Source organism: Roseateles sp. (genome assembly GCF_039595595.1).
Taxonomy (GTDB): Bacteria; Pseudomonadota; Gammaproteobacteria; order Burkholderiales; family Burkholderiaceae_C; genus Roseateles.
On the sequence record NZ_JBCNLG010000025.1, the window covers coordinates 17,581 to 41,478 of the forward strand.

Here is a 23,898-nt window from a genome sequence, read left to right on the forward strand (position 1 = left end):
GCGGGCTCCTGCGTCAATCGGCGGTGATCTTGCGGGTCTCGATGACCTGCTTCCAGCGGGCGAATTCGGCCTTCTGGAAGGCCTGCGCCTGCTCGGGTGTGTTCGCGACGGTCTCGATGCCGATGTCGGCGAATTTCTGCTTGATCGAGGGGTCGTGCAACGCGGCGGCGATGTCCTTCTGCAGCTGCGCGCGCACGGCGGGCGGCAGGCCCTTGGGCGCGGCCACGCCCTGCCAGGAGTAGACGTCGGCGCCCTTGATGCCGGATTCGGACAGCGTGGGCACGTTGGGCAGCACGGCGGAGCGCTTGTCGCCGGTCACCGCCAGCGCGCGCAGCTTGCCGCCGGTGATGTGCGGCAGCACCGCGTTGATGTTCTGGAACGAGGCCTCGACCTGGCCGCCGAGCAGGTCGCTGATGGCGGGCGCGCCGCCCTTGTAGGGCACATGCAGGCCGGAGGTGCCGGTCTGCAGCCAGAACAGCTCGGCGGTCAGGTGGTCGGAGGAGCCGTTGCCGGAGGACGCGAAGGTCATCTTGCCGGGATCCTTCTTCAGCGAGTCCACGACGTCCTTGACGGACTTCAGCGGCGAGGCGGCCGGCACGACGAGCACGTTGGGCGCCTGGATGGCGACGGCGAGCAGGTCGATGTCCTTGAGCGCGTCGTACTGGACAGCCTTGATCAGATGCGGCGCGATGACGAAGGGACCGAGCGAGGACACCAGCAGCGTGTAGCCATCGGGGGCGGAGCGCCTGACCTGGGCGGTGCCAAGCGTGCCGGTGGCGCCGGGGCGGTTGTCGACGATGACGGTCTGGCCCCACTTCTTCTGGAGTTCGGCACCCATGGCGCGGGCGAGCATGTCGGTGGAGCCGCCGGCGGGGAACGGGACCACGAGCGTGACCGGGCGTTCGGGGAAGCCGGCGGCCAGGGCCGCGGCGGCGCAGAAGGTGGAGAGGACGGCGGCGCCGAGGGCGGCTCCGGCCTTGACGGCCAGGCGGCGAGTCAGAACGGTCATGGGTTGTCTCCGGAAGGAACCGTGGAAACCGCTCTTGGTGCGTCTTCGGTGCTCAGCTCCGAAGGTCGTCGGCGGCTTTGTTGTCAGTCATCATACAAGTTGAGTTAAGGCGATGACAAGGCGGCAAGTCGTTCCACGAGTCGGGGAAAACGCTGAGGGTCAGCGCTGCTCTTGCAGCGCCATGGCCGCGCGCCGGCGGCGTTCACGGCTGTTGGCCAGATGCGTGCGCATCGCGGCGCGCGCGGCTTCGCTGTCGCGCGCGGCGATCGCGTCCAGGATGCTCTCGTGTTCCGCGTTCACGCGCAGCAGGTACTCGCGCTGCGCGGCCGGGTCTTCGTCGCCCGCGGCACGCAGGCTCGCCAGGCGCGCGCGCGGAATGCTCGGCGCGCCCAGCGTTCCCATCAACTGCTCGAAGTGCGGGTTGCCCGTCGCGCGGGCAATCTCCAGGTGGAACTGGAAGTCCGCCGTCACTGCGTCACGCCCCGCCTCCGCCGCTTCCGCGAAGGCCTTCAGCGCCGCCCGCATCGCCGCCAACTGCCCGTCCGAACGCCGCCGCGCCGCCAGCGCCGCCGCCTCGGTCTCGACGCCGATGCGCAGCTCCAGCACCGCCACGACGTCATTCAGCGTCGCCATCTGCTCCGCGCCGATGCGGAACGGCCCGCCGTCGCCCAGCCCCAGCACGAAGGTGCCGATGCCATGCCGCGTCTCGACCAGCCCTGCCGCCTGCAGCTTGGAGATCGCCTCCCGGACCACCGTCCGGCTGACCTCGAACTCGGCCATGATCGCCGCCTCGGTCGGCAGCTTGTCGCCCGCCGCCAGCGCGCCCGCGCGGATGCGGTCCTCCAGCGCACGGACAAGTCCGAGGGCCAGCGATTTCGGGCGGGAACGGGTCAGCGGAGCATTCATCACGGGATCAGTTGTACGACAACATGGCGCCGCGCGCCAACCGCGTTATCGCGGTGTCGCGCCAAAGCAGCGGATCGATGGAAGCAGACGAGACCGCGATTGTCCCGGTATCGCGCGGGGCAGCCGCACGGGCTCGGCCTCGGCCGCAGGGGCCGAGCACCTCAGACCGCGTCGAGCGGGAATCGCGTGCAGCCCAGCCGCGCCGAGATGTCCCGGCTGGCCGTCTGCAGCATCGCCACGACCTCGGGCGCCTTGGCCTCGTCGTAGCGGAAAGTCGGGAAGCTCACGCTCATGCCGGCGATCGGCTGGCCCAGCCGGTCAAAGATCGGCACGCCCAGGCAGCGGATGTGGTCGTCGAACTCCTCGCGGTCCTCGCCGAAGCCCTGCGCCTTCACCCGGTCCAGCTCGGCCTGGAAGGCGGCCGGCTCGGTGATCGTGCGGTCGCGGAAGCGCTGGAACACCGCGCCCTCGAGGATGCGCGCGCGCCGGTCCGGATGCTCCCAGGCCATCAGCACCTTGCCGATGGCCGTGCAGTGCAGCGGCGCGCGCCGGCCGATGCGCGAGTACATGCCCAGCATGTGCTTCGAATCGACCTTGTGGACGTAGATGATCTCGCTGTCGATCAGCGTGCCCAGGTGCACCGTCTCGCCGGTGGCATCGGCCAGCATCTGCATGTGGTGCTTGGACAGGTCGACCAGGTCCGGGTACTGCAGCGCCTTGGCGCCCAGCTCGAAGGCCTTCATCGCCAGGCCGTAGCGCTCGCTGTCCGTCTCCTGCCGGACATAGCCCAGCGTCTTCATCGTCTGCAGGAAGCGGTAGACCGTCGCCTTGGGCATCGCCAGCCGGACCGACAGCTCCGAGATGCCGGTATCGCTGCGTTCCGACAGCGCCTGCAGGATGGCGAACACCTTCAGGACAGCCGCCACCGACTCGGGCTGCTGCTTGCCATCGTTCAGATCGTCATCCATGCGCCACGTGTTCTTGGAAAAAAAGGATTTCACCACAGCCGGCCCGTGCCCGCGCCCGCGCGAACCCGCGCCGCCACCGCATCCGCGGCCTCGATGGACAGGCGGTACGGCGGCGTCCAGCCAGCGTCGCCATCGACGGTCCGGCCGGGGTTCGCGGCACGCAGCATGCCCACCAGGTCGACCGGCGCGCCATTGAAGCGCGAGCCCCGGTCCTCCAGCCGCTCGCCCTTGAGCAGCCTCGCGATGCGCTCCGGCGCGATCCCCGGCGCGGCTTCCCAGGCGTTGGCCTCGCTCAGCACGCTCGATTCAAAGCCGGCGCCGATCGAGTAGCCATAGGGATAGTCCCCGCCCGGCGTCGCGACGTAGAGGTTGTTGGCGACATGGACGCGGCCGTAGCGCACCCGCGGCGCGCGCTCCTTCACCTGCTCCCACAGGTTGTGATGCAGCGTCACGCGCAGGTGGCCGCGATCGTCGCGATGGCCATCGCCGCCGCCGATCAGCATGGTCTTGTCGTGGCGGCGGAAGACGTTCCAGGACACGGTGACGAAGTCCGAGCGGCGCGTGATGTCCAGCAGTCCGTCGTGGCGCTGCATCCGCTGCCCGAGCGCCACCGGCTCGCGCGGATCGGGCCGCGCGCCGTCATCGAAGCTGCAGTGGTCGATCCACACCTGCGTGGCCTCGCGCAGCGAGACGGTGTCGTATTCGGAGTTCCACTCGCCATGCCCGTTGTCGTTCGGGTCCCAGGCCGGGAAGAAGTCATAGGCATCGGAGAAGTTCAGGTTGCGCAGGATCACCTGCGAGACTTTCTCCAGCATCAGCGAGCCATTGTCGAAGCCCGCGTCGGGCCCGATGCCGACGAGGGTCGTGTTGGACGGCACCCTGACGACGATCTGCGCCGCCTGCCGTTTCGCCGAGCGGCGGCGCGCGTCCTCGAGCGGCCCTTCGGGCGCGCGCCGGCCCCAGGTCGCGGGGTCGTACTGGCGCACGAAGGCGTCGAAGTCGAAGGCGGGATCGCGGAAGTCTTCCAGGCCAAGGCGGCGCCCCGACGCATCGGCCGCGAGGTCGATGCGCGCGGCCACGGCGATCAGCTTCGGCGTATCGCCGAGCGCGAGCGCGGCATCGAGCTCTGCGCGCGTGCGCACGACGCGGATCGCATCGGGCTTGGCCTTCGCGCCACCTTCCGTGCCGCCGTTCATCGAGGCCCAGCCTTCGTCAGGCGCGATCGCATCGAAGGCCGCGGCGGGCAGCGCGCTGGAGGACGCGACATTGCGGTACTCGGCCATGCGGTTGGCGGCCTCGCCGGTCGCGGCGAAGGGGCGGCGCGAGGTCGAGGCCGCCCACGCCGTCAGATGCGCGCCGAGCTCGCTGTCCCGGATCACCGCCTGGCCGTTGGGCGCGGACGGCGACGGACGCCATTCGCCGGCCTTCACGCCGCGGTCCCAGGCCCGGCCCAGGCGCACGCTCCCCGGCGCCACGCCGGGCTCCGCCATCCAGCGCGAGTGCTGGACCAGGAACCCACGCTGCACGCCGTCAGGCGTGCTGGGCGCGAGCACGATGCCGCCCTGCCCCGGCGAGCGCCGTCCGGCGCGGCTCACGATGACGCTGTCGTCGATCACCAGCGTCGCGCCGCCGAAGATGAAATCGACATCGCCGCGAATCTCGCTGGCGTGCACGAACACGCGCGACTCGCTCGCGAGCTCGTCGCTGGCGCGCTCGGCGTAGAAGGTGTCCTGATGTCCGAGCAGCCGTACCTGCTCGAGCTGGATCCGGTCGCCGCGCGTCATCAGCGCAACGGCCTGAGCGCCGCCGCTCTCACCGGCGCCCGGCGGGTAGCCCTGTCCGGCGCGCACGCGGTCCATCGCATCGTTGGCGATCGTCAGCCGCGCGAGCTGCACGTCGTCGCTGAACAGCATCACGCTGGCGCTGCCCGGTGTTACGAAGGTCTCCGCCTCGAGCAGCGGCATGCAGCGGTGCGCGGCCGCGCCGCGCGCCTTCGGCTGCGCGTTGTAGCGGCCCTCGACGATCACGACCTCCGCGGGATCGCCGCGTCCGTACAGCGTGAACGGCGCCTTGTCCTGGATGCAGAGCGGCTCGCGATAAGTGCCCGGCTTGACGAGCACGTAGACACGCGCCGGCGCCGCCGAGCCGCCCTGCCCCTTTGCCGGCAAGGCATCGATCGCGGCCTGCAGCGTGCGGTGCGTGCCGCTCCCGTCGGCGGCGACGACGAAGGTCGGCGTCCAGCGCGAGGGGTCGAGCGCCCGCGGCCGCCAATCGCCGAGATAACGCGAGGCCGTGGCCAGCGCGGCCGCCTCCTCGCTCAGCTGCGGCCGGTCCTGCGCCCACGCGGCCTGCAGCGCCGCCACGCACAGTCCCGCCATCACCGCGCCGCGCCAGCCGCGCATCACAGGTCCGCCAGATAAAGCGCGGGCTCGCCCTCGGCATCGGCGCTGAACAGCACCTGCCGCTCATCGGGCGTGAACGACGGATGCGGATGCGTGACCTGCCGGTTGCCCTTGTAGACGCGCCACGAGCTGTCATGCCGCGCCACGCGCCGCTCGGTGCCGGCCCTCAGGTCGAACAGGTGCAGGAAGGGATCGGTCGCGATCTGGTGGCTGCCGGTGTCGGCGACATCGGCCGGCGAGTCGCAGCCATCGCCGATCAGCAGCGTGCCGTCGTGGTTGCTCATCAGGTGCGAGCACGGCGGCATGCGCGTCAGCCGCTTCGATTCGAGCGTCACCGGATCCAGCGCGCAGATCCAGCGATCGCGCTGCCCCTTCAGGTAGGAGACGTAGATCATCGCGGAGCCGTCCGGCACCCAGAACTCGTGCGTGCAACTCTCGCCCGGGTCATGCCGCCGGCCGCAGCGCACGTTGCCGCCGTCCTCGTCGACGAACCACATGCGCGCGTCGACCAGATCATGCGGCCCCTCATGGCAGTACGCGACCGTGTGGTCGTCCCCGGGCCGGTACTGCGGATGGCCCAGCCAGCCCTGCTGCTCGAGGATCACGTCGCGCGCGCCGGTGGCCAGGTCGATGCGGATCAAGCGGCAGCGCGGCTTCGCATGGAACATCTCGTGGAACTTCTGCCAATCGCTGAGCGGGAACCAGTCGCTCGCCGCGATCTCGATGCCGACCATCTTCGTGCAAGCCGAGTTCGCGACCCAGGTCCCGTAGCCGACCCAGCCCTCTGGCACGGTGTAGACGACCTCCTCGCTCAGGTCGCGCAGCGACAGGCGGATCAGCCGCCGCTCCGCGCGGACGAAGTACAGGTGCCGGTCATCGGGACTCAAGAAGCCGCCAAAGGTGTTCTCGCCCGCCTGATCGGTGAGCTGCGTCGCGACCTGCGACTGGAGGTCGAGCAGGTGGTAGTTCCAGCTCGCGCCCGGCCCGAACTCGGCGCCGAAGATCAGCCGCTGGCCCTCGTTGGTGAAGCACTTCTGATAGAAGTAATTGCGATGGCACGTCACGTCGGTGGGCGTCAGGCGCGTGACGCGCGCGCCGGTGTCCGGGTCCTGACGGGTGACGAAGCGGAGCTGGCGTTCAGTGGCTTTCATGGTCGCTCGGTGGGCTTTCACTTGATGCGTTGCAGCAGGGCCTGGCCCTCGGTGACGAGGCGGCGCGCGGCACCGAGGTCGTCGGTCTTGCCATAGGCGACGGTCTCGAAGACCTCGCGCATGAACTTGTGCAGCCGCGCGTGCTCGAACAGCGGCGCGGGCCGCTTGAGCCGGCCCGACTCGCGCTGGCGCTGGATCTGCTCATGCGCGGCGACCTCCAGCGGCGGCAGCGCGCCGGCCGCCTTCAACTGCTCGAACGGGCCGCGCGCCGACGGCAGGCCGCGCGTGCGCCCCAGCAGGGCCGCGGCCTCGGGATCGGTGAGCAGGAAGTTGGTCAGCTTCGCCGCGATCTCCGCCTTGCCGCGCCGCTCGGCCTGACGGCTCACCGCGTACATGACGGTGGGCCGGCCGAACATGCCGCTGTCGAGCGCGCCGGGCAGCGTCGGGAACTCGCCGAGCACCAGCTTCTGCTGCTGGTCCAGCGTCGATGCACGCAACGCGATGACCGAGTCCCAGGTGTAGTTGCCGGCCCAGCGGCCCACGACCCAATCGGGTTGCTGCTCGGTGGGTTTCTCCGCGCCGCCCAGACTTGCGCGCAGCGGCAATGGCGTCGCGACATGCTCGGCGATCAGGCGCCGGTAGATGCGCACCCAATCCAGCGCCGCGGCCTCGCTCATCGCCACGCGCGGCTCCGCCGGGTCGACATAGGCCACGCCGTGGCGCTGCTGCACCCAGGCCTGGGCGAGCAGCATCATGTCGTAGAGTTCGCCGTCGAGCGGGTAGGCCTCCTCGCCGAGCGCGCGGCGGAAGGCCGGGCCGGTGGCGAAGAGCTCGTCCCAGCTCGTCGGCAGCGCCAAGCCTGCGCGCTGGAAAGCCGCCTGGTTCCACAGCATGACCCGCGCGCTGAAGGACACCGGCAGCGCATTGAGCTTGCCGGCCACCTCGCCATAGGCGAGGTCGCCGCGGTCGAACTGTGCCAGGTCCAGCAGCGCCGCGTGCTGGTTCAGATCGGCGAAGCCATTGCCGCGCTTGCTGAACATCGCCAGCCAGGCCCAGTTGATCTGCATGAGCTCGGGCTCGGAGCCGCCGGCGATCTGCGTCGTGAGCCGCTCCAGATAGCCGTTGAAGCCCATGTACTCGGCCTTCACGCGCACGCCGTGGCGGCGCTCGAAGAGCGCCAGCGCCTTCAGCGTTGCTTCATGCCGGCCCGCTCCGCCCCACCAGGCGAAGCGCAGCACGGCGTTCCTGTCCTGCGCGCGGAGCACGGACGGTGCGGTCATCGCTGCCGTCACGCCGGCCGCCGCCGCGATCGCGCCGGCGCCAGCGGCCAGGCCCAGCACCTGTCGTCGCGGCAGGCTCATGCCCGAGTCTCCGGCAGCGCGCCTGACAGCAGGTTCATCCCGCTGCCCGCGTCGAAGAGATGGCAGGCCGGCATCTGCAGATGCAGCGTCAACGCGTCGCCACGCGCGAGGCCTTCGAGCGCCGCCGCCTGCTCGGCTGGCACGCGCGCCGTCAGCGGCAGCGGTCCGAGTTCGGCATGCAGGTAGACCTCCGAGCCCATGTGCTCGGTGAAGCGCAGCCGCGCCTGCACCGGGACGCTATCGCCCTGCGCGCGGGCCGCCAGGCCGATGTGCTCGGGCCGCAGGCCGAAGGTCAGCGCGCCATCGGCCAGCCGCGGCAGGGCCGTCAAGCCAGCCGCCTTGTCGGCCGGCAGCGGCAGCCGCGCACCGCCGAGCTCGATGGCCAGGCCCGTGTCGGTCGCCAGCAGCCTCGCCGCGAGCAGGTTCATCTCGGGCGAACCGATGAAGCCCGCGACGAAGGCATTCGCCGGCCGGTCATAGAGCGCCGTCGGCGTGTCGACCTGCTGGATCACGCCGTCCTTGAGCACGCAGATGCGCTCGCCCATCGTCATCGCCTCGACCTGGTCGTGCGTGACGTAGATCGTGGTCGCCGGCTGCTGGCTCTCGCGCAGCGTGCGATGCAGTTCGGTCAAGCGCACCCGCATCGCCGCGCGCAGCTTGGCGTCGAGATTGGACAAGGGCTCGTCGAACAGGAACACGTCCGGCTTCTTGACGATCGCGCGGCCGACCGCGACGCGCTGCGCCTGGCCGCCCGACAGCTGCTTCGGATAGCGGTCCAGCAGATGCTCCATCTCCAGCAGCGACGCGGCATGGCGCACACGGCGGTCCAGCTCCGCCTTCGGCGTGCCGGCCAGCTTCAGGCCGAAGGCGAGGTTGTCGTAGACCTTCATGTGCGGATACAGCGCGTAGTTCTGGAACACCATCGCGATGCCGCGCTGCTTGGGCGGCAGCGCGTTGACGGTGCGATCGCCGATGCGCAGCTCGCCGCCGGTGATGCTCTCCAGCCCGGCGATCATCCGCAGCAGCGTCGACTTCGCGCAGCCCGACGGGCCGACGAAGACCATGAACTCGCCATCCTTCACTTCCAGGTCCACGCCATGCACGGCCTTGAAGCCGTTGGGATAGACCTTCTCGACCTGGTTCAGGCTCAGTCTTGCCATGTGTCAGCCCTTGACCCCCGAGGACGTCGCGCCCTCGATGAAATGCTTCTGCGCCGCGAAGAACACCGCCACCGACGGGACCAGCGCCACCACCGAGATCGCGATCACGTTGGCCCACTCGACCTCCTCGGTCGCGCCGATGCTCATCTTGAGCGCCAGCGAGACCGGGTACTTCTCCACCGAGGCCAGGTAGATCAGCGGCCCCATGAAGTCGTTCATCGTCCAGATGAACTGGAACACGATCACCGAGATGATCGCCGGCTTGAGCAGCGGCACGATGATGTGCCAGAGCAGCTGCAGCGCATTGCAGCCGTCGATCTGCGCGGCCTCCTCCATGTCGCGCGGGATGCCGCGCAGGAACTGCACCAGCATGAACACGAAGAAGGTGTCCGTGGCGAAGGCCGAGGGCACGATCAGCGGCAGGTAGGAGTCCAGCCAGCCGATCTCGCGGAAGACCAGGTATTGCGGCAGGCGCAGCACGATCAGCGGCAGCATCATCGTGGCGATCATGATGCTGAAGAGCAGCTTGCGGCCCCAGAACTCGAAACGGGCGAAGGCATAGGCCACCAGCACGCAGGAGACCACCGTCACGACGATGCGGGGGATGGTGATCAGGAAGCTGTTCAGGAAGTAGGTCGCGAAGGTGTACTCGGTGCTGGTCTTCCAGCCTTTGGCGTAGGCGCTGAAGTCGAGGCGGCCGGGCCAGAAGCCGGCGGAGCTGAAGATCTCGGCATTGCTCTTGAAGGAGGCCCCGATCAGCCACAGCAGCGGGTAGAGCATCACGATCGCGACCGCGGCCAGCGCGAGGTAGCGCAGCGCGCGGTTGCCGCGGTCGCGGCCGAGGATCAGAGGGGGCGGGTTGCCGCGACCGCGGCCCTCTCCCCGACCCTCTTCCGCAAGCGGGAGAGGGGGTTGGATGGGAGTACTGCTGCGATGTGGGGCGGGAAGGCGGCTCATCGGCGGGTCTCCTTTTCGCCCGAGTAGAAGACCCAGTACTTCGAGCTCCAGAACGACAGCGCCGCCAGGGCGCCCACCAGCGCGAACAGCACCCAGGACAGCGCCGCGCCATAGCCCAGGTTGAAGAAGCGGAAGCTCTGGTCGTAGATGTAGAGCGCCAGCACGTAGGTCGAGTGCAGCGGGCCGCCTTCGGTGATCAGGTAGGGGCCGTTGAACTCCTGGAAGGCGTGCACCATCTGCATGATCACGTTGAAGAAGATCACCGGCGTGATCAGCGGCACGGTGATGCGCCAGAACTGCTGCGCCGTGCTCGCCCCATCGCATTCCGCCGCCTCGTACAGCGATATCGACACGTTCTGCAACGCCGCCAGGAAGATCACCATCGCCGAGCCGAACTGCCACGTGAACAGCAGCACGATGGTCCACATCGAGTAATGCTCGTCGGCGAGCCACGGGATCGGCTCGAGGCCGAGCTTCACCAGCACCAGGTTCACCAGCCCATTGCGCGCGAAGACGAAGCGCCACAGCACCGCCACCGCGATCGAGCCGCCCAGGATCGACGGGATGTAGAACGCGGCCCGGAAGAAGTTGATCCCGCGCAGCTTGAAATTCAGCACATGCGCGATGAACAGCGCGAAGCCCACCCGCAGCGGCACCGCCAGCAGCGCGAAGAGCAGCGTCACGCCCAGCGACTTTCGGAACAGCGGGTCGGCGGTGGCGAGCTCCTCGTAGTTGCGCAGCCCGACGAACTGCGGCGGGTCGATCAGGTCGTACTGCGTGAAGCTGAGCGCGAAGCTCATCACGAAGGGGAAAAGCTTGAACAGCAGCACGCCCAGCACGAAGGGCAGCACGAACAGGAAGCCCAGGCGCTTGTTCTCGTACATGGCGGGCAGTCGGTGTGGTCCGCGGGGTGCGCGACGGCGGCCGGCTCAGCGCGCCAGCCAGCCGCCGTCCACGGCGACGGTGTAGCCGTTGACGTAGTCCGAGGCCCTGGACGCCAGAAACACCACCGGCCCCGCCAGGTCGTCGGGCACGCCCCAGCGGCCGGCCGGGATGCGGTCCAGGATCGCGGCGTTGCGATGCTCATCCTGGCGCAGCGCGGCGGTGTTGTTGGTCGCCATGTAGCCCGGCGCGATCGCATTGACGTTGATGCCGTGCGCGGCCCACTCGTTGGCCATCAGCCGGGTGATGCCGACCACGCCGCTCTTGCTGGCCGTGTACGAAGGCACCCGCACGCCGCCCTGAAAGGACAGCATCGACGCCACGTTGATGATCTTGCCGCCGCTGCCCTGCGCCAGGTATTGCCTGGCCACCGCCTGCGAGAAGAAGAACACCGTCTTCAGGTTGAGGTCGACCACGTCGTCCCAGTCCTTTTCAGTGAAGCGGATCGCATCCTCGCGCCGGATGATGCCGGCGTTGTTGACCAGGATGTCGATGCGGCCGGTCAGCGACCTGGCCTCGGCGACCAGGCCCTCGATGCCGCTGATGTCGCCCAGGTTGGCGCGCAGGTCCAGGAAGCGCCGGCCCAGGCGCTGCACTTCGGCGCGCGTCTCGGCCGGGTCCGACACGTTGACGCCGACGATGTCCGCGCCGGCCTGCGCCAGCGCCACCGCCATGCCCTGCCCCAGGCCGGTGTTGCAGCCCGAGACGATGGCCACGCGGCCGCTCAGTTGGAAGTTGTCCAGGATCATGGCGTTCCCTCAACGCAGCGCGGTCATCGGCACGTGGTCCATGTCCTTGAAGACCTGGTTCTCGCCGACCATGCCCCAGATGAAGGTGTAGGCCTGCGTCCCGACGCCGGAATGGATGGACCAACTCGGGCTGATGACGGCCTGCTCGTTGCGCACGACCAGATGACGCGTCTGCGTCGGCTCGCCCAGCATGTGGAAGACCACCGCGTCCGCCTTCATGTCGAAGTAGAAGTACACCTCCATGCGCCGGTCGTGCTGGTGGCAGGGCATGGTGTTCCAGAGGCTGCCGGGCTCGAGCTGCGTCATGCCCATCAGCAACTGGCAGGTCGGCAGCACGTCGGGGACCAGGAACTTGTAGATCGTGCGGCGGTTGCTGGTCTCGGGCGAGCCCAGCGTCTCGGGCGAGGCCTCGGCCAGCGTGACCTTGCGCGTCGGATACGCGGTGTGCGCCGGCGCGCAGTTGAAATAGAGCTTGGCGGGCTGCGCGGCGTCGATGCTCTTGAACTCGACGATCTTCGCGCCCTGGCCGATGTACAGCGCCTCGCGCGGGCCCACGTCGTACTGCGTGTCATCGACGAACACGCGCGCCGCGCCGCCGATGTTGATCAGCCCCAGCTCGCGGCGTTGCAGGAAGTAGTCGGTGCCGGTGTGCCGGCCCAGTTCCGCGGAGAAGGTCACCGGCCGCGTCACCGGCATGATGCCGCCGACGATGATCCGGTCGATCTGGCTGTAGGTGAGCGTCGCCTGGTCGGGCTGGAACAGGTCCTCCACCAGGAACTGCCGGCGCAGGCCTTCGGTGTCCAGCGTGCGGGCGTGCTCACTGTGGATGGGTTGGCGGATCTCCATGTCGTCTCCTGGTGATGCAGGCATTGCGGCCTCTGTTGGGGTCGCAGCGTACGGGCCTGCGGACTTTCCCGGAACTATGGTTTCTATGTAGTGAACCGTCGTTTCAAATTTTCGCGACCTCGCTATAGTTGCTCGCAACGACGGCCGGTACACGTCCCTCGACACCGTCCCCACACCGTCCGCTTGCAGGAGACGCCCCGATGACTCACCCGTACTTCCTGAACGACGCCGAGCCGTGGACCGAGCTCGGCGACGGCATCCGCCGCAAGATCGTCGGCCACACGCCGGAGCTGATGTCGGTCCTGGTGCAGTTCGACCAGGGCGCCATCGGAACGCCGCATGCGCACGACGCGCATGACCAGATCGCGTTCGTGATCAGCGGCGCGTTCGAGTGTGAGGTGGGCGGCGTCAAGCGCGTGCTCAAGCCGGGCGACGCCTTCGTGGCGCCCCGGCTGACGATGCATGGCGTCGTCGCGCTAGAGGCCGGCAGCACGCTGCTGGACCAGTTCTCGCCGCGCCGCGACGACTACCTGTAGTCCCTGGCGCGAAGGCTCCTGCCAGCCCGCGCCCGATGAAGTCCACCGCAGTTCCCAAGCAGTACCCGAGGCGGCGATCGCACTGCAGCGACGGCCGCTCCCGACCTGCCGGCGCCCTGCGCGCGCCCGCGACCGACACGACACCGCGAGAGAGCGACGGGCCACGATCCCGCGCCCGCGGTCGCTGAAGCACTTGGAGACAACGTCATGCCCCAACGTCATGGGACCCGCCTCGGGACGCGCGCGTCCGCCTGTTCCGCCACATCGTCCACCGCGTCTGCCCGCCGTCATGCACTTCGTGTGCCCCGCGTGCCGCGATTGACGCGTCTGGCCGCCTGCCTGCTCGGCACGGCCACGCTGACGCTGCCCGCCTGGAGCCAGGACCAGGCCGCCGCGCCGGCCGCCGCTGCCTCGACACCGGCGCCCTCGCCCGCTTCGGACAAGTCGCTGGAGACGGTCGTGGTGACCGGCATCCGCGCCTCCCTGGAGAGCGCGCTGAACGCCAAGCGGCAGGACCGCGGCATCGTCGACGTGATCAAGGCGGAGGACATCGCCAAGTTCCCCGACACCAACCTGGCCGAGTCGCTGCAGCGCATCCCGGGCGTGGTCATCGACCGCGACGCCGGCGAGGGCCGCAACATCACGGTGCGCGGCCTGGGCGCGGACTTCACGCGCGTGCGCATCAACGGCATCGAGGCGTTGGCCACCACTGGCGGCACGGACAGCTCAGGCGGCGCCAACCGCTCGCGCGGCTTCGACTTCAATGTCTTCGCGTCGGAGCTCTTCAACACCATCACCGTGCGCAAGAGCAGCTCGGCCGAGGTGGATGAAGGCTCGCTGGGCGCGACCGTGGACCTGCAGGCGGCGCGGCCCTTCGACTTCAACAAGCGCGTCATCACCGCCTCGGTGAAGGGCCGCTACAACGACCTGTCGCGCGAGACCGATCCGCGCATGGCCTTCCTGATCAGCGACGTGTTCCTGGACAAGACGCTGGGCGTGCTGGTCTCGGGCGCGTACTCCAAGCGGCGCCTCTTTGAAGAGGGCTTCTCCACGGTGCGCTGGGACAACGGCCCGTCGTCCGGCGGCTGGTGCTCGCCGCAAGGCGTGACCCCGGCCAATCCCGCGACCACGGCCGCCACCTGCGGCCCGGCCGCGCAGAGCGTGCCGCGGCTGCCGGCCTCGGCCGGCGCCTCCGCGGCCTACAACGCGGCCAGCAGCGCCGACAACTTCCACCCGCGCCTGCCGCGCTACGGCCGGCTCACGCATGACCAGGACCGCTACGGGCTGACTGGCTCGGTGCAGTTCCGCCCCAGCGACCGCACGCTGCTGACCTTCGACATGCTGTACTCCAAGCTCAAGGCGACGCGGCAGGAGGACTTCCTCGAAGCCATCTCCTTCAGCCGCACCGCGAGCCAGGGCGGCAAGCCGCAGACCAGCGTGGTGGAGGCGCAGTACGCGCCCAACGGCGCGCTGCAATACGGGGTCTACAACGGCGTCGACGTGCGTTCCGAGTCGCGCTACGACGAGCTGTCCACGACCTTCCGCCAGCCCAGCCTGACGCTGGAACAGGACCTGACCGATCACCTGAAGCTGAACGCGAAGATCGGCCGCGCCGATTCGCAGTTCCGCAATCCGGTGCAGACGACGGTCACGCTGGACGCGCTGAACGTCAACGGCTACACGCTGGACTTCCGCAACAGTGACCGCCTGCCGGTCATCAAGTACCCCTTCGATCCGGCGGCGCAGAACGGCGCGCTGCAGATCGTCGGCGTGCCGCAGGTGGCCACGGGCACGCAGCCCACGACGGTCGCCAACACGACGACCAGCGAGATCCGCATCCGGCCGCAGGGCGCCAACAACCGCAACGACATCGCGCACCTGGACCTCGCCTGGGAGGTGGTGCCAGACCGGCTGACGCTGAAGGCGGGCTACGACTACAAGAAATACGCGTTCGACACCTACGAGTTCCGGCGCGTCAACCAGAACGACACGATCTTCTCGCCCGCCGCCGGCGCGGGCGTGCTGACGAAGATGCTGACCGGTTTCGGCCGCGGACTGAGCCTGCCGGACGGCACGCCGACCTCGTGGGTCATTCCCGACCTCAACGCGATTGCCTCGGCGTACGACATCTACTGCAACTGCATCAAGAGCGGACCGGCCGGCGGGCCGGGCGACTTCACGCTGTCCTCGACCACCAACGGCAACGCGCGCGGCAACAACCGCGCGGTGGTCGAGAAGGACCGCGGCGGCTTCCTGCAGGCCGATTTCGAAGGCCGCGTCGCGGGCCTGCGCGTGCAGGGCAATGTCGGCGTGCGCTACGTCGTCACCGAGCAGGACGCGACCGGCTACCTGGCCAGCGGCGGCGGCACCGAGGTCGTCATCGGCCAGAAGTACAAGGACTGGCTGCCGGCGCTCAATGTCTCGGCCAACCTGACCAAGGACCTGATCGCGCGCTTCGCGGCCGCGAAGGTGATGGCGCGTCCGCAGCTGGGCAACCTCAATCCGGGCGGCACCATCAGCACCACGGGCACGCTGTCGATCACGACGGGCAATCCGTATCTGAAGCCCTTCCGCGCCAAGACCTTCGACGGCAGCCTGGAGTGGTACTTCGGCCGCAACGCCTTCATCGGCGTGGGCGTGTTCCAGAAGAACATCGACACCTACATCCAGAGCCTGCGCACCAACGCGCCGTTCAACCAGACCGGACTGCCACTGTCGCTGCTGCCGTCCAACTTCACCGGCGAGGAAGTCTTCCAGCTCACCACCCCGATCAACACCCCGGGCGGCAAGCTGCGCGGCATCGAGCTGAACTACCAACAGCCGTTCACCTTCCTCCCGGGCTGGGGACGCAACTTCGGCACGGTGCTGAACTACACCTACGTGAAGTCCAAGATCACCTACCTGGTCTCGCCCACCAGCGATGCGACCATCACCGATGACCTGCTCAACATGTCGCCCAAATCGTGGAACGCCACGCTGTACTACGACGACGACACGTTCAGCGCACGGGTCTCGGCGTCCAAGCGCTCGTCCTTCCTGACGCGGGTGCCGGGGCAGAACAACAACGACGTCGAAGGGAAGAACGGCACGCTCAACGTGGACGCGTCGATCTCGTACAAGGTCAACGACCGGCTCACGATCACGCTCGAAGGCGTCAACCTGACCAATGAGGCGAACGACCAGTTCATCTCGCGGCTGCGCAACAGCCCCGTGGTCTATCACGTCACCGGGAGGGAATACCTGCTGGGGGCGAGCTACAAGTTCTGAGGCAGGATGCGGGACTGCGGGACTGCGGGACTGCGGGACTGCGGGAGGCCAAGCGCCGACTCTCCACGGGGCATGGGGCCTCCCTCCGGGAACCCCAAGCCCCATTCCGGTCGCATCTCCGCGGAGGACTCATGAAGAAGGCATGGCTCGCGGCAGTGGCCCTTGTGGCTGCCGCCGCGCACGCGCAAGACAGCGCTTCGTCGCTGAGGGTGATCCTCGTCGGCGACTCGACGATGGCCACGAAGAGCGGCTACGGCGACGCGCTCTGCGCGCGCTTCAAGCCCGAGGTGAACTGTCTCAACCTCGCCAAAGGCGGACGCAGCACGAAGAGCTTCCGCGCCGAAGGCCTGTGGGACCAGGTGATGGCGCTGCTGCGCGAACGGCGCGACGGCCAGGCCGACGTGGTGCTGATGCAGTTCGGCCACAACGACCAGCCCGGCAAGCCGGGCCGCTCCACCGACCTGCAGACCGAGTTCCCCGCCAACCTCGCCCGCTACATCGACGACGTCATCCCCACAGGCGCGCGGCTCGTGATGCTCACGCCGCTGACGCGGCGCAGCTTCAATGCGCAGGGCCGGCTCGACAACTCGCTGCGCCCCTGGGCCGAGACGACGCTGCGCGTCGCCGCCGAGCATCAGGTCCCGTCGATCGACCTCAACGCCCTCAGCCACGCGGCAGTCCAGGCAATGGGCGAGACCGAGGCCGACACGCTCGCGATGGCGCCAAAGCCCATTGACGCGCCAGCGCAAGGGGCGTCGGCCCCAGATCGTGGCGGCGCCTCGAATCCCGTCTTCGACCGCACGCACCTGGGCGCGAAAGGCGCGGAGATGTTCTCCGCGATGGTGGCCGGGCAGCTCGTGACGACGCTGCCCGATCTCAAGCGCTGGATGCGGTGATCTGACGCCCGTCAGACCAGATCGGCCATGGCGTCCACGGGAATGATGGCGCCCGGATAGCCGATGACGCGCGCCGCGACGCGATTCCCGTGCGTCGCCGCACTGACGGCGTCATGCCCGCTCAATCGCCGGGCCAGATAGCCGCCCGCGAACGAGTCCCCCGCCGCCGTCGTATCGACGACGCGCTCGACCCGCTGCGTCGGCGCCTCACTCCACGCGCCAACACCAACAGTCTCTCCAACTCCCTCGCCCGCTTGCGGGAGAGGGTGGGGGTGAGGGCCAGCGGCCGTCGCAAACCTCGACTGCTCAAGCGCCCTCACGAGCGTCGACGCCGCCCCGCGCTTGATGATCAGTTCGGCTGGTGGCAGCGCCCTTGCGTGCGCGATCGCTGCTTCGATATCCGTGAACGCCATCAACGCCTGATGGTCGTCCGCGGTGACGAGCGCGATGTTCGCGAGCGAGAACGCCCGCTCGAACGCGGCTCTTGCGTCCGTGCGGCTGCCCCAAAGCCGTGGCCGGAAGTTGTTGTCGAAGACCACGAGCCCGCCGCGCTCCCGCATCTTCGCCATCAACGCGAACAGCCTGTCACGCCCTGCTTCCGGCAGGATCGCCAGCGTGATGCCGCTGAGATAGAGCGCATCGAACTCCTCGATCCGTTCCTCGAGCGGCGTCACCGGATCCTCGAAATAGGCCCTGGCCGCTGCGCTCTCGCGCCAGTAATGGAAGCTGCGCTCGCCGCCGGGATCCACTTCGATCATGTAGAGCCCGGGCATGCGCCCCGGCAGCCGGCGCACCAGCCGCGTGTCGATACCCTGCTCGCGCCATCGCTCGAGCAATCCATCGCTGAGCGAGTCTTCCCCGAGTGCCGTCGCATAGGCCACCTCGATGCCCGCCGCCTTGCCGCAGCGCCGCAGATACACCGCGGTGTTGAACGTATCGCCGCCGTATCCGAGCGTCATGGCGCCGAAGGCTTCGCCCTTGAGTTCGAGCATGCATTCGCCGATCACGGCCACGCGCTTGGTCATCGGAATCCTTCTGCGTCTCGAAGTTGTGAAACGATGTTCCGGATCTTCGTTCGCGACGGCGTCGCGGTCCATCAGGGCGAGCCCGATGGCCTCGACTGGCTGACCGAGCGCTCGAAGCGCGGGCAGTTGCCGCTGTTCGATCACGACAGCGTGCTCGGCGACGGGGCGGCCGTCGACGACTGGTTTGGGGTGGCGGAAGAAGAGCATGCCGCCGACATCGCGCCGCCGTCGTGTTCTTCAAGCGCGGGTATGCCCGCCCTTGAAGGACGCCACCGCGCAAGGGATCAGGCGGCGTCCTGATTCCAGCCCCGGATCACGAATCTCAAGCGCCCCTTGATGCCGGGCGTCGTCGGCTGGCGCGAGCCATCCGGCGCGATGCTCGTGCTGTCGACCTCGACGGCCACCTCGACCGCCTCGCCCGCGATCTGCTGCGGCGTGAGCGCGGTGCTGGCGGCCGCGACGCCCGCGTCCTGCCACGCGTACTTCACTTTCCACGGCGTGCCATCGGCGCGCGGCGGCTCAAGCTCCAGGATCAGCGCGTTGCGGAACAGATAGCCGCCCTCGAAGTGCTGGTTGAGCCAGAGCCGATGATCGATTTCGTAGTCGGGCACGCGCACGCCCAGCGTCAATCCATAGGCGAGGGAGCGGCGTCGCGGATTCACCTTCGCGCGATTGGCGAGGAACACCGTCGACAGGTAACTCGCGCAGGGCTTGGTGCCCGCCAGCCAGCCGGCATGCGTGACGCAGGCGACCGAGTCCTCCTCGGAGGTCCGCCGCGTCAGATACCAGAGCTTGCCGCGCGGCGACGCGAGCATCTCGATCTGGTACAGCGCGTTGATCTTGTCCGGCTGTCCATCGGCCGCCTTCAACACATCGGGTGGCAGGCGGATCTCGTCGATGTCCATCCAGATGTCGACGCGCACATCGCCGAACAGGAAGCGCGTGAGGTTCTGAAAGGCCTCCTCGCTGTTGACGATGCCGTAGAAGCCCGAGTGCGAGCGATACGCGAAGGCCTTCGCGCAAGGCGCGCCAATGCTGCCATCCGCGTTGAGCCCGCACAGCGTCGCGTTCTCGATCTTCACCAGGCCGTCGCTGCCGTTGCCCACGAAGGTGCGCGACAGGCCGGCGGCGACTTCGTAATCGAGGCGATTCGTGCCGACCATCGTGAACACGCGCTGCGACGGGAAACGTGCCTCCGGAAGCAGGTCCACCGCACCATGCCGCGCGAAGGCCTCCTTCAGGTCGAGGTACTCGGCCATGCGCGTGCCGCGGTTGAAGTTGCTGATGTCCATCGCCGAGAACCACGACGGCACGTTCACGCCGAGCATGTCGATGCCGTTGTGCGGCGTGGCGTAGGTGAAGAACTTGTCGACGCAGCCGGCGACGCCCTTGGGATCGAGGTCGGGGTTCTGCAGGAACGCACGGCACACCAGGCCGCCCATCGAGTGCGCGACGAGATGGCAGCGGAAGTCCTCCTCCTTGTCGACGCCGCTGCGCGGATTGGCGACGACAAGCTGGCGGACCTTGGCCACGAGCTCGGACAGCCCCTTCGCGAAGGCCTCGATGGAGGGGGTCTCGCCGCTGCCGAATAGCGTCGAGGCCGGGTCGTAATAGCGGTAGATGACGATGGAACGGCTGCCCAGCACGTTGTCGGTGGGCTTGCCGGCGGCGTCGAACTCCCAGCCGGGATCGACGATGTCGAGGCCGTCCTCGTAGACGTCGGCATAGCCGAAGTCCGAGGCGAGCCGCACGACCGGCGATTCGAAGACGAACTTGCGCGGCCGGGTCCTGTCGCTGGCGGAGGCTCGCATCGTCGTGGAGCCGAGGTTGAAGCCGCAGAAGGGATCGGCGGTGGTCTCGTCGATCTCGCCGCGCGACATCGCGAAGCCGCGGACATAGACGATCGGATGGAACGGAGCGTTGTTGTTGGCCATCGAGCCCTCCCTTGGGGCCCGGTGCGGAGGCGGCCCCCAAGGGAGTTTCGCGTGCGGGATCGGGGTGGTCATCCCCAAGTTTTAGGGCGCGGCCTTGCGGTCCGGCCGCGCTCCAACGTCTCAGCGCTCAGACGCTTCAGTGCTCCAAACGGCGAACTGGGATTCAGAGCTTCGATGCTCCCCCAAGCGGCGGAAAGGCCTGGGTGCTCAAGAAGTCCGGCACCTGCTGAAGCTCTTGAGTTACTCCCAACGCGCGCAGCAACTCGTCGCTGAACCCATAGCTACGTCGGCTCCTCTCCGTGAGCCACATCATGCAGTTCTCACAAGGCGTCATCAGCGCGTATTGATCCCCTGTGGCGCTCACTCTGAGCGCGCCCCAATCTGCGGTCCTCCACTCACCTAAGCGTTGAAACAACTTGGTGACTGCGTCGATCTCTGCGCAGCACCAGAGAGGACGTGGCAAGCGTCGAGTGCGATCGAGACCCGCGATGTGAGCCCGGAACTGGCGGGGCATTGGCCTCGTGCCCGGCGCCCCTCGGCGGGTGCTTGAGCTTTCCCCCGTACTCCTAGCACCTCCAAGGACAGCCTCGGCCGCCACCACCTCGAAGCGATCGGATTTCCTACCTGACTCAACCATATTCAGCTCCCTATGAAGTTCATTGCTTCTGCGCATCTGCGCGCGACCACGTTCCCGCGCCACCGCCTCGTCTCCAAGTGACATTCGGACCTTGAAATTTCGAGATTGGCGACAGTGCGCCTCGGTATCGCCTGTCACAACACGTTCGTCGCCATCCCTCTCGGGAAAACGGCTGATACGCTTCGCCAGCATCAAGGCGAAGGAAGGGTTGGTCATGGCATCGAAGGCATTGAAAGCCTCCGTTCTGGCGGCAGTGGTCGCGCTCGGGGCGTATTGGTACTGGTCACCGTTCCTGGCGATCCATCAGCTCCGTTCCGCGGCTAAGGCCGGCGATGCCGATGCCTTCAACGAACGGGTCGACTACCCCAGGTTGCGCGAGAGCCTCAAGGGCCAGCTCTCCGCGGCCATCGGCGACAGGATGGCCGATGGCGAGCCGACGAACCGCGCGGCGAGGGCCGGCGCCGTGCTTGGATCCCTGTTCGCAACCGCCTTGTCAGACCGCATGGTCGACGCATTCGTCCGTCCCGCGGTCGTCATGCGGGTCATGCAGGAAGGCAAGCTCCTCCCAAAGTCCGAGCACGGCCGCGACAGGCGGGATCGAGGGCATCCGCCCGAGGAAGCTTCGGGCGCGGAATCGTCGCGGTCTCGAACGCCCATCTGGTCGACCGAGCGCCCGAGCGTCGACAAGCTCATCCTCTACGCGCGCGATGCCAGTCAGCCCGAAGAGAAGCGCACCGGCCTGGTCTTCGAACGGCGCGGCTTCGCTTCATGGCAGCTCACGGAGATCCGGCTGCCCGCGCTCTGAGTCAGAAGGCGCGGTCAGCGGCTAGCGCTCCTTGAACCACCGCCCCAGCGTCGCCCGCTCCTCATCGGTGATGCCCGTCGCGTTGTTCAGCGGCATCGTCTTCTGAACAACCGCCTGCTGGTAGATCTCCGCGGCGTGTTGCTCGATCAGTTGCGGCTCGTGGAACTGGATGCGCTTGGGCGCCAGCGCGGCGTTATGGCACGCCAGGCAGCGGTCGTTCACGATCTTGCGCACGTCGTCGAAGCTCACCTTCGCGGGTGCTGACGGCGCCAAGGCGGCCGCCACCGGCGCTGGGCCCATCGGCGCCGGCTTCGGCGCCAGCCACGTGATCAAGGCGGCAAGCAGCGCCGCGACCACCACCAGCAGCGGCCACGCATTCACGCCCTTGTGGCGCTTCACGAACCAGGTGCGCACCAGCGCGCCCGTCAGCATCAGCCCCACCAGCACCAGCCAGTTGTGAGCATGGCTGTAGAGCATGCCGTAATGGTTGGACAGCATCGCGATCAGCACCGGCAGCGTGAAGTAGGTGTTGTGCACGCTGCGCTGCTTGCCACGCTGGCCGTGGACGGGATCCACTGGCCGGCCTGCCCGCATGTCCGCGATCACCTGCTTCTGGCCCGGGATGATCCAGAAGAAGACGTTCGCGCTCATCATCGTGGCGATCATCGCGCCCACGATCAGGAAGGCCGCCCGGCCCGCGAAGAGCTGGCTCGCGCCCCAGGCGGCCGCGGCGATCACCACCGCGATCAGTCCCAGCACCACGCCGTCGTTGCCGATCGAGCCGTCGGCCTTGCGGCCGAAACGCCGGCAGATCTGGTCGTAGATCAGCCAGCCGCCCGCCAGGAAGCCGAGCGCCCCGGCGATCGCCGCAGGCGCGCTCCAGTCATGCACGCGCCTGTCGATCAGGTAGGTGTCGGCATTGAAGAGATAGAGCAGCGCGAAGAGCGCGAAACCGCTCATCCACGTCCAGTAACTCTCCCAGTAGAACCAGTGCAGGTCCCGCGGCAGATCCGCCGGCGCGACCATGTATTTCTGCGGGTTGTAGAAGCCGCCACCGTGCACGGCCCATAACTCGCCGTCGACGCCCTTGGCCTTCAGGTCTTGCGACTGCGGCTTGAGCAGGTGGTTGTCCAGCCAGACGAAATAGAACGAGGCGCCAATCCAGGCAATGGCCACGATCACGTGCAGCCAACGCAGCAGCAGATTGGCCCAGTCAAGCAGGTAGCTGTCCATCAACGATTGAGGTTCAGGTCCGGACCACCACTGCGGGCGCTGTGAACCGGCAAGCGTCGCGCTGAAGAATCGGGGCGCCGCGGCGACGTTGAGGAGCGAAGTGTATACAGCTTGGCATGCGGACTGCGGCGGGCGAGGGAGCAGTAAGAGCCGGACGGCGCAGTAAACCCCCTCGCCCCAGCGGGGAGAGGGAGGGGAGAGGGGCTCGTGCCATAGCGCTGCTGCCCTTCGAAGCCCCCCCTCTCCCCTGCCCTCTCCCCCCTCACGGGGGGCGAGGGAGTAAGACAGAGCTCAGCGCGGTGCGGCGGGGTCCTGCATGGCTTGGGCCACCACCGACAACGCCACCATCTCTGGCTGCTTGCTTGCGATGCCGGGAATGCCGATCGGGCAGGTCACGTGCGCCAGTTCGTCCACGCCGAAACCGCGCGCCTCCAGCCGGTGCCGGAACGTCGCCCACTTGCTCTTGCTGCCGATCAGGCCGATGTAGGGCAGATCCCGCGCCTCACGCTGCCGCTTCAGGCATGCCGCCACGATGTCCAGGTCCTCCGCATGGCTGAAGCTCATGATCAGCACCTGCGATCCCGGCGCCAGCGTCGGGACCGCGCCCTGCACCGGCTCGGACTGCTCGGCCACCACGTTGTCGGGCAGCGGCTCGGGGAACACGCCCTCGCGGCTGTCGATCCAGTGCACCCGCGCTGGCAGCCTCGCCAGCAGATCGACGATCGCGCGGCCCACGTGGCCACCGCCGAACAGCGCGATGCGCCGCCAGTCCTGTTGGCCGCCCAGGCGTTCGGACAGGCCCGCGATCGATGCGGCGTCCAGCCACTCGAAGCCCAGCCACACCACGCCGCCACAGCATTGACCCAGCGACGGCCCGAGCGCGAAGCGCTGCCGCGCCTCGATCACCCGGCCCGCCGCCAGCGCGGCGCGCGCCTTCGCGATCGCATCGAACTCCAGCTGGCCGCCCCCGATCGTGTTCAGCACGTCCGACGCCGTCACCGCCATCCAGGCGCCCACCTCGCGCGGTCCGCTGCCTTGCAGCTCCTCCACGCGCACCAGCACCGCCGGCTCGCGCGCCAGCCTCAGCGCCAGGGTCTGCCACGATCGCATCGAA

20 protein-coding genes are annotated in these 23,898 nt (G+C 68.2%); 5 read left to right on the forward strand and 15 right to left on the reverse strand.

From position 1 onward, the window contains the following. Nucleotides 1-13 precede the first annotated feature (13 nt). The 11 genes from ABDW61_RS21705 to kduI form a co-directional block, all read right to left on the reverse strand. Nucleotides 14-1,009, reverse strand: coding sequence for a tripartite tricarboxylate transporter substrate binding protein (locus ABDW61_RS21705; protein WP_343641691.1), 996 nt, complete (start codon nt 1,007-1,009; stop codon nt 14-16). 159 nt (nt 1,010-1,168) lie between these two features. Beyond that, the gene (locus ABDW61_RS21710; RefSeq protein ID WP_343641692.1) at nt 1,169-1,915 is read right to left on the reverse strand and encodes a FadR/GntR family transcriptional regulator; all 747 of its coding nucleotides are present in this window, start codon (nt 1,913-1,915) and stop codon (nt 1,169-1,171) included. A gap of 161 nt (nt 1,916-2,076) precedes the next feature. Continuing rightward, complete coding sequence (kdgR, locus tag ABDW61_RS21715) at nt 2,077-2,883, reverse strand: DNA-binding transcriptional regulator KdgR (protein WP_343641693.1); 807 nt, start codon at nt 2,881-2,883, stop codon at nt 2,077-2,079. Nucleotides 2,884-2,912: 29 nt separating this feature from the next. Then, nucleotides 2,913-5,285, reverse strand: coding sequence for a pectinesterase family protein (locus ABDW61_RS21720; RefSeq protein ID WP_343641695.1), 2,373 nt, complete (start codon nt 5,283-5,285; stop codon nt 2,913-2,915). After that, complete coding sequence (locus tag ABDW61_RS21725) at nt 5,285-6,436, reverse strand: oligogalacturonate lyase family protein (protein ID WP_343641697.1); 1,152 nt, start codon at nt 6,434-6,436, stop codon at nt 5,285-5,287. Before ABDW61_RS21725 ends, ABDW61_RS21720 begins: the two co-directional genes overlap by 1 nt. Nucleotides 6,437-6,453: 17 nt before the next feature. After that, the gene (locus ABDW61_RS21730; protein ID WP_343641699.1) at nt 6,454-7,797 is read right to left on the reverse strand and encodes an ABC transporter substrate-binding protein; all 1,344 of its coding nucleotides are present in this window, start codon (nt 7,795-7,797) and stop codon (nt 6,454-6,456) included. After that, the gene (ugpC, locus tag ABDW61_RS21735) at nt 7,794-8,957 is read right to left on the reverse strand and encodes a sn-glycerol-3-phosphate ABC transporter ATP-binding protein UgpC (RefSeq protein WP_343641700.1); all 1,164 of its coding nucleotides are present in this window, start codon (nt 8,955-8,957) and stop codon (nt 7,794-7,796) included. Before ugpC ends, ABDW61_RS21730 begins: the two co-directional genes overlap by 4 nt. A 3-nt stretch (nt 8,958-8,960) precedes the next feature. Then, a complete protein-coding gene (locus ABDW61_RS21740) occupies nt 8,961-9,914 on the reverse strand; it encodes a carbohydrate ABC transporter permease (protein ID WP_343641701.1) in 954 nt (317 codons plus the stop codon). After that, entirely contained in the window at nt 9,911-10,798 is an 888-nt protein-coding gene (locus ABDW61_RS21745) for a sugar ABC transporter permease (protein WP_343641702.1), read from the reverse strand. The genes ABDW61_RS21740 and ABDW61_RS21745 overlap by 4 nt, the downstream gene beginning before the upstream one ends. 45 nt (nt 10,799-10,843) lie before the next feature. Further along, the gene (kduD, locus tag ABDW61_RS21750; protein WP_343641704.1) at nt 10,844-11,605 is read right to left on the reverse strand and encodes a 2-dehydro-3-deoxy-D-gluconate 5-dehydrogenase KduD; all 762 of its coding nucleotides are present in this window, start codon (nt 11,603-11,605) and stop codon (nt 10,844-10,846) included. 9 nt (nt 11,606-11,614) lie between these two features. Next, the gene (gene kduI / locus ABDW61_RS21755; protein ID WP_343641706.1) at nt 11,615-12,451 is read right to left on the reverse strand and encodes a 5-dehydro-4-deoxy-D-glucuronate isomerase; all 837 of its coding nucleotides are present in this window, start codon (nt 12,449-12,451) and stop codon (nt 11,615-11,617) included. Between the two features lie 200 nt (nt 12,452-12,651). On the opposite strand from kduI, the gene ABDW61_RS21760 reads away from it, so the two are divergent. The 3 genes from ABDW61_RS21760 (at nt 12,652) to ABDW61_RS21770 (ending at nt 17,150) form a co-directional block, all read left to right on the forward strand. Further along, entirely contained in the window at nt 12,652-12,987 is a 336-nt protein-coding gene (locus ABDW61_RS21760) for a cupin domain-containing protein (protein WP_343641707.1), read from the forward strand. 309 nt (nt 12,988-13,296) lie between these two features. Then, nucleotides 13,297-16,254, forward strand: a complete 2,958-nt coding sequence (locus ABDW61_RS21765; protein WP_343641708.1) for a TonB-dependent receptor — start codon at nt 13,297-13,299, stop codon at nt 16,252-16,254. 131 nt (nt 16,255-16,385) lie between these two features. Next, nucleotides 16,386-17,150 (forward strand): rhamnogalacturonan acetylesterase, encoded by a 765-nt coding sequence (locus tag ABDW61_RS21770; protein WP_343641710.1) that lies wholly within the window; start codon nt 16,386-16,388, stop codon nt 17,148-17,150. 11 nt (nt 17,151-17,161) lie between these two features. On the opposite strand, the gene ABDW61_RS21775 is transcribed toward ABDW61_RS21770, so the two are convergent. Next, nucleotides 17,162-18,175, reverse strand: coding sequence for a sugar kinase (locus ABDW61_RS21775; protein WP_343641712.1), 1,014 nt, complete (start codon nt 18,173-18,175; stop codon nt 17,162-17,164). Nucleotides 18,176-18,208: 33 nt separating this feature from the next. Here ABDW61_RS21775 and ABDW61_RS21780 point away from each other — a divergent pair, with 33 nt between their 5' ends. Beyond that, entirely contained in the window at nt 18,209-18,475 is a 267-nt protein-coding gene (locus ABDW61_RS21780) for a hypothetical protein (RefSeq protein WP_343641713.1), read from the forward strand. Here the strand turns inward: ABDW61_RS21780 and ABDW61_RS21785 are convergent. Then, on the reverse strand, nt 18,460-20,109 hold the full coding sequence (locus tag ABDW61_RS21785) for a hypothetical protein (RefSeq protein WP_343641714.1): 1,650 nt from the start codon (nt 20,107-20,109) through the stop codon (nt 18,460-18,462). The two genes, ABDW61_RS21780 and ABDW61_RS21785, sit on opposite strands and share 16 nt — an antisense overlap. Before the next feature lie 851 nt (nt 20,110-20,960). Between ABDW61_RS21785 and ABDW61_RS21790 the strand changes: the two genes are divergently transcribed. Further along, nucleotides 20,961-21,551, forward strand: a complete 591-nt coding sequence (locus ABDW61_RS21790) for a DUF2939 domain-containing protein (protein WP_343641715.1) — start codon at nt 20,961-20,963, stop codon at nt 21,549-21,551. A gap of 21 nt (nt 21,552-21,572) precedes the next feature. Here ABDW61_RS21790 and ABDW61_RS21795 read toward each other — a convergent pair whose 3' ends face one another. Both ABDW61_RS21795 and xdhC read right to left on the reverse strand, forming a co-directional pair. Further along, the gene (locus ABDW61_RS21795) at nt 21,573-22,784 is read right to left on the reverse strand and encodes a urate hydroxylase PuuD (RefSeq protein WP_343641716.1); all 1,212 of its coding nucleotides are present in this window, start codon (nt 22,782-22,784) and stop codon (nt 21,573-21,575) included. A 291-nt stretch (nt 22,785-23,075) separates the two neighbouring features. Beyond that, complete coding sequence (gene xdhC / locus ABDW61_RS21800) at nt 23,076-23,894, reverse strand: xanthine dehydrogenase accessory protein XdhC (RefSeq protein ID WP_343641717.1); 819 nt, start codon at nt 23,892-23,894, stop codon at nt 23,076-23,078. Between the last annotated feature and the right edge of the window lie 4 nt (nt 23,895-23,898).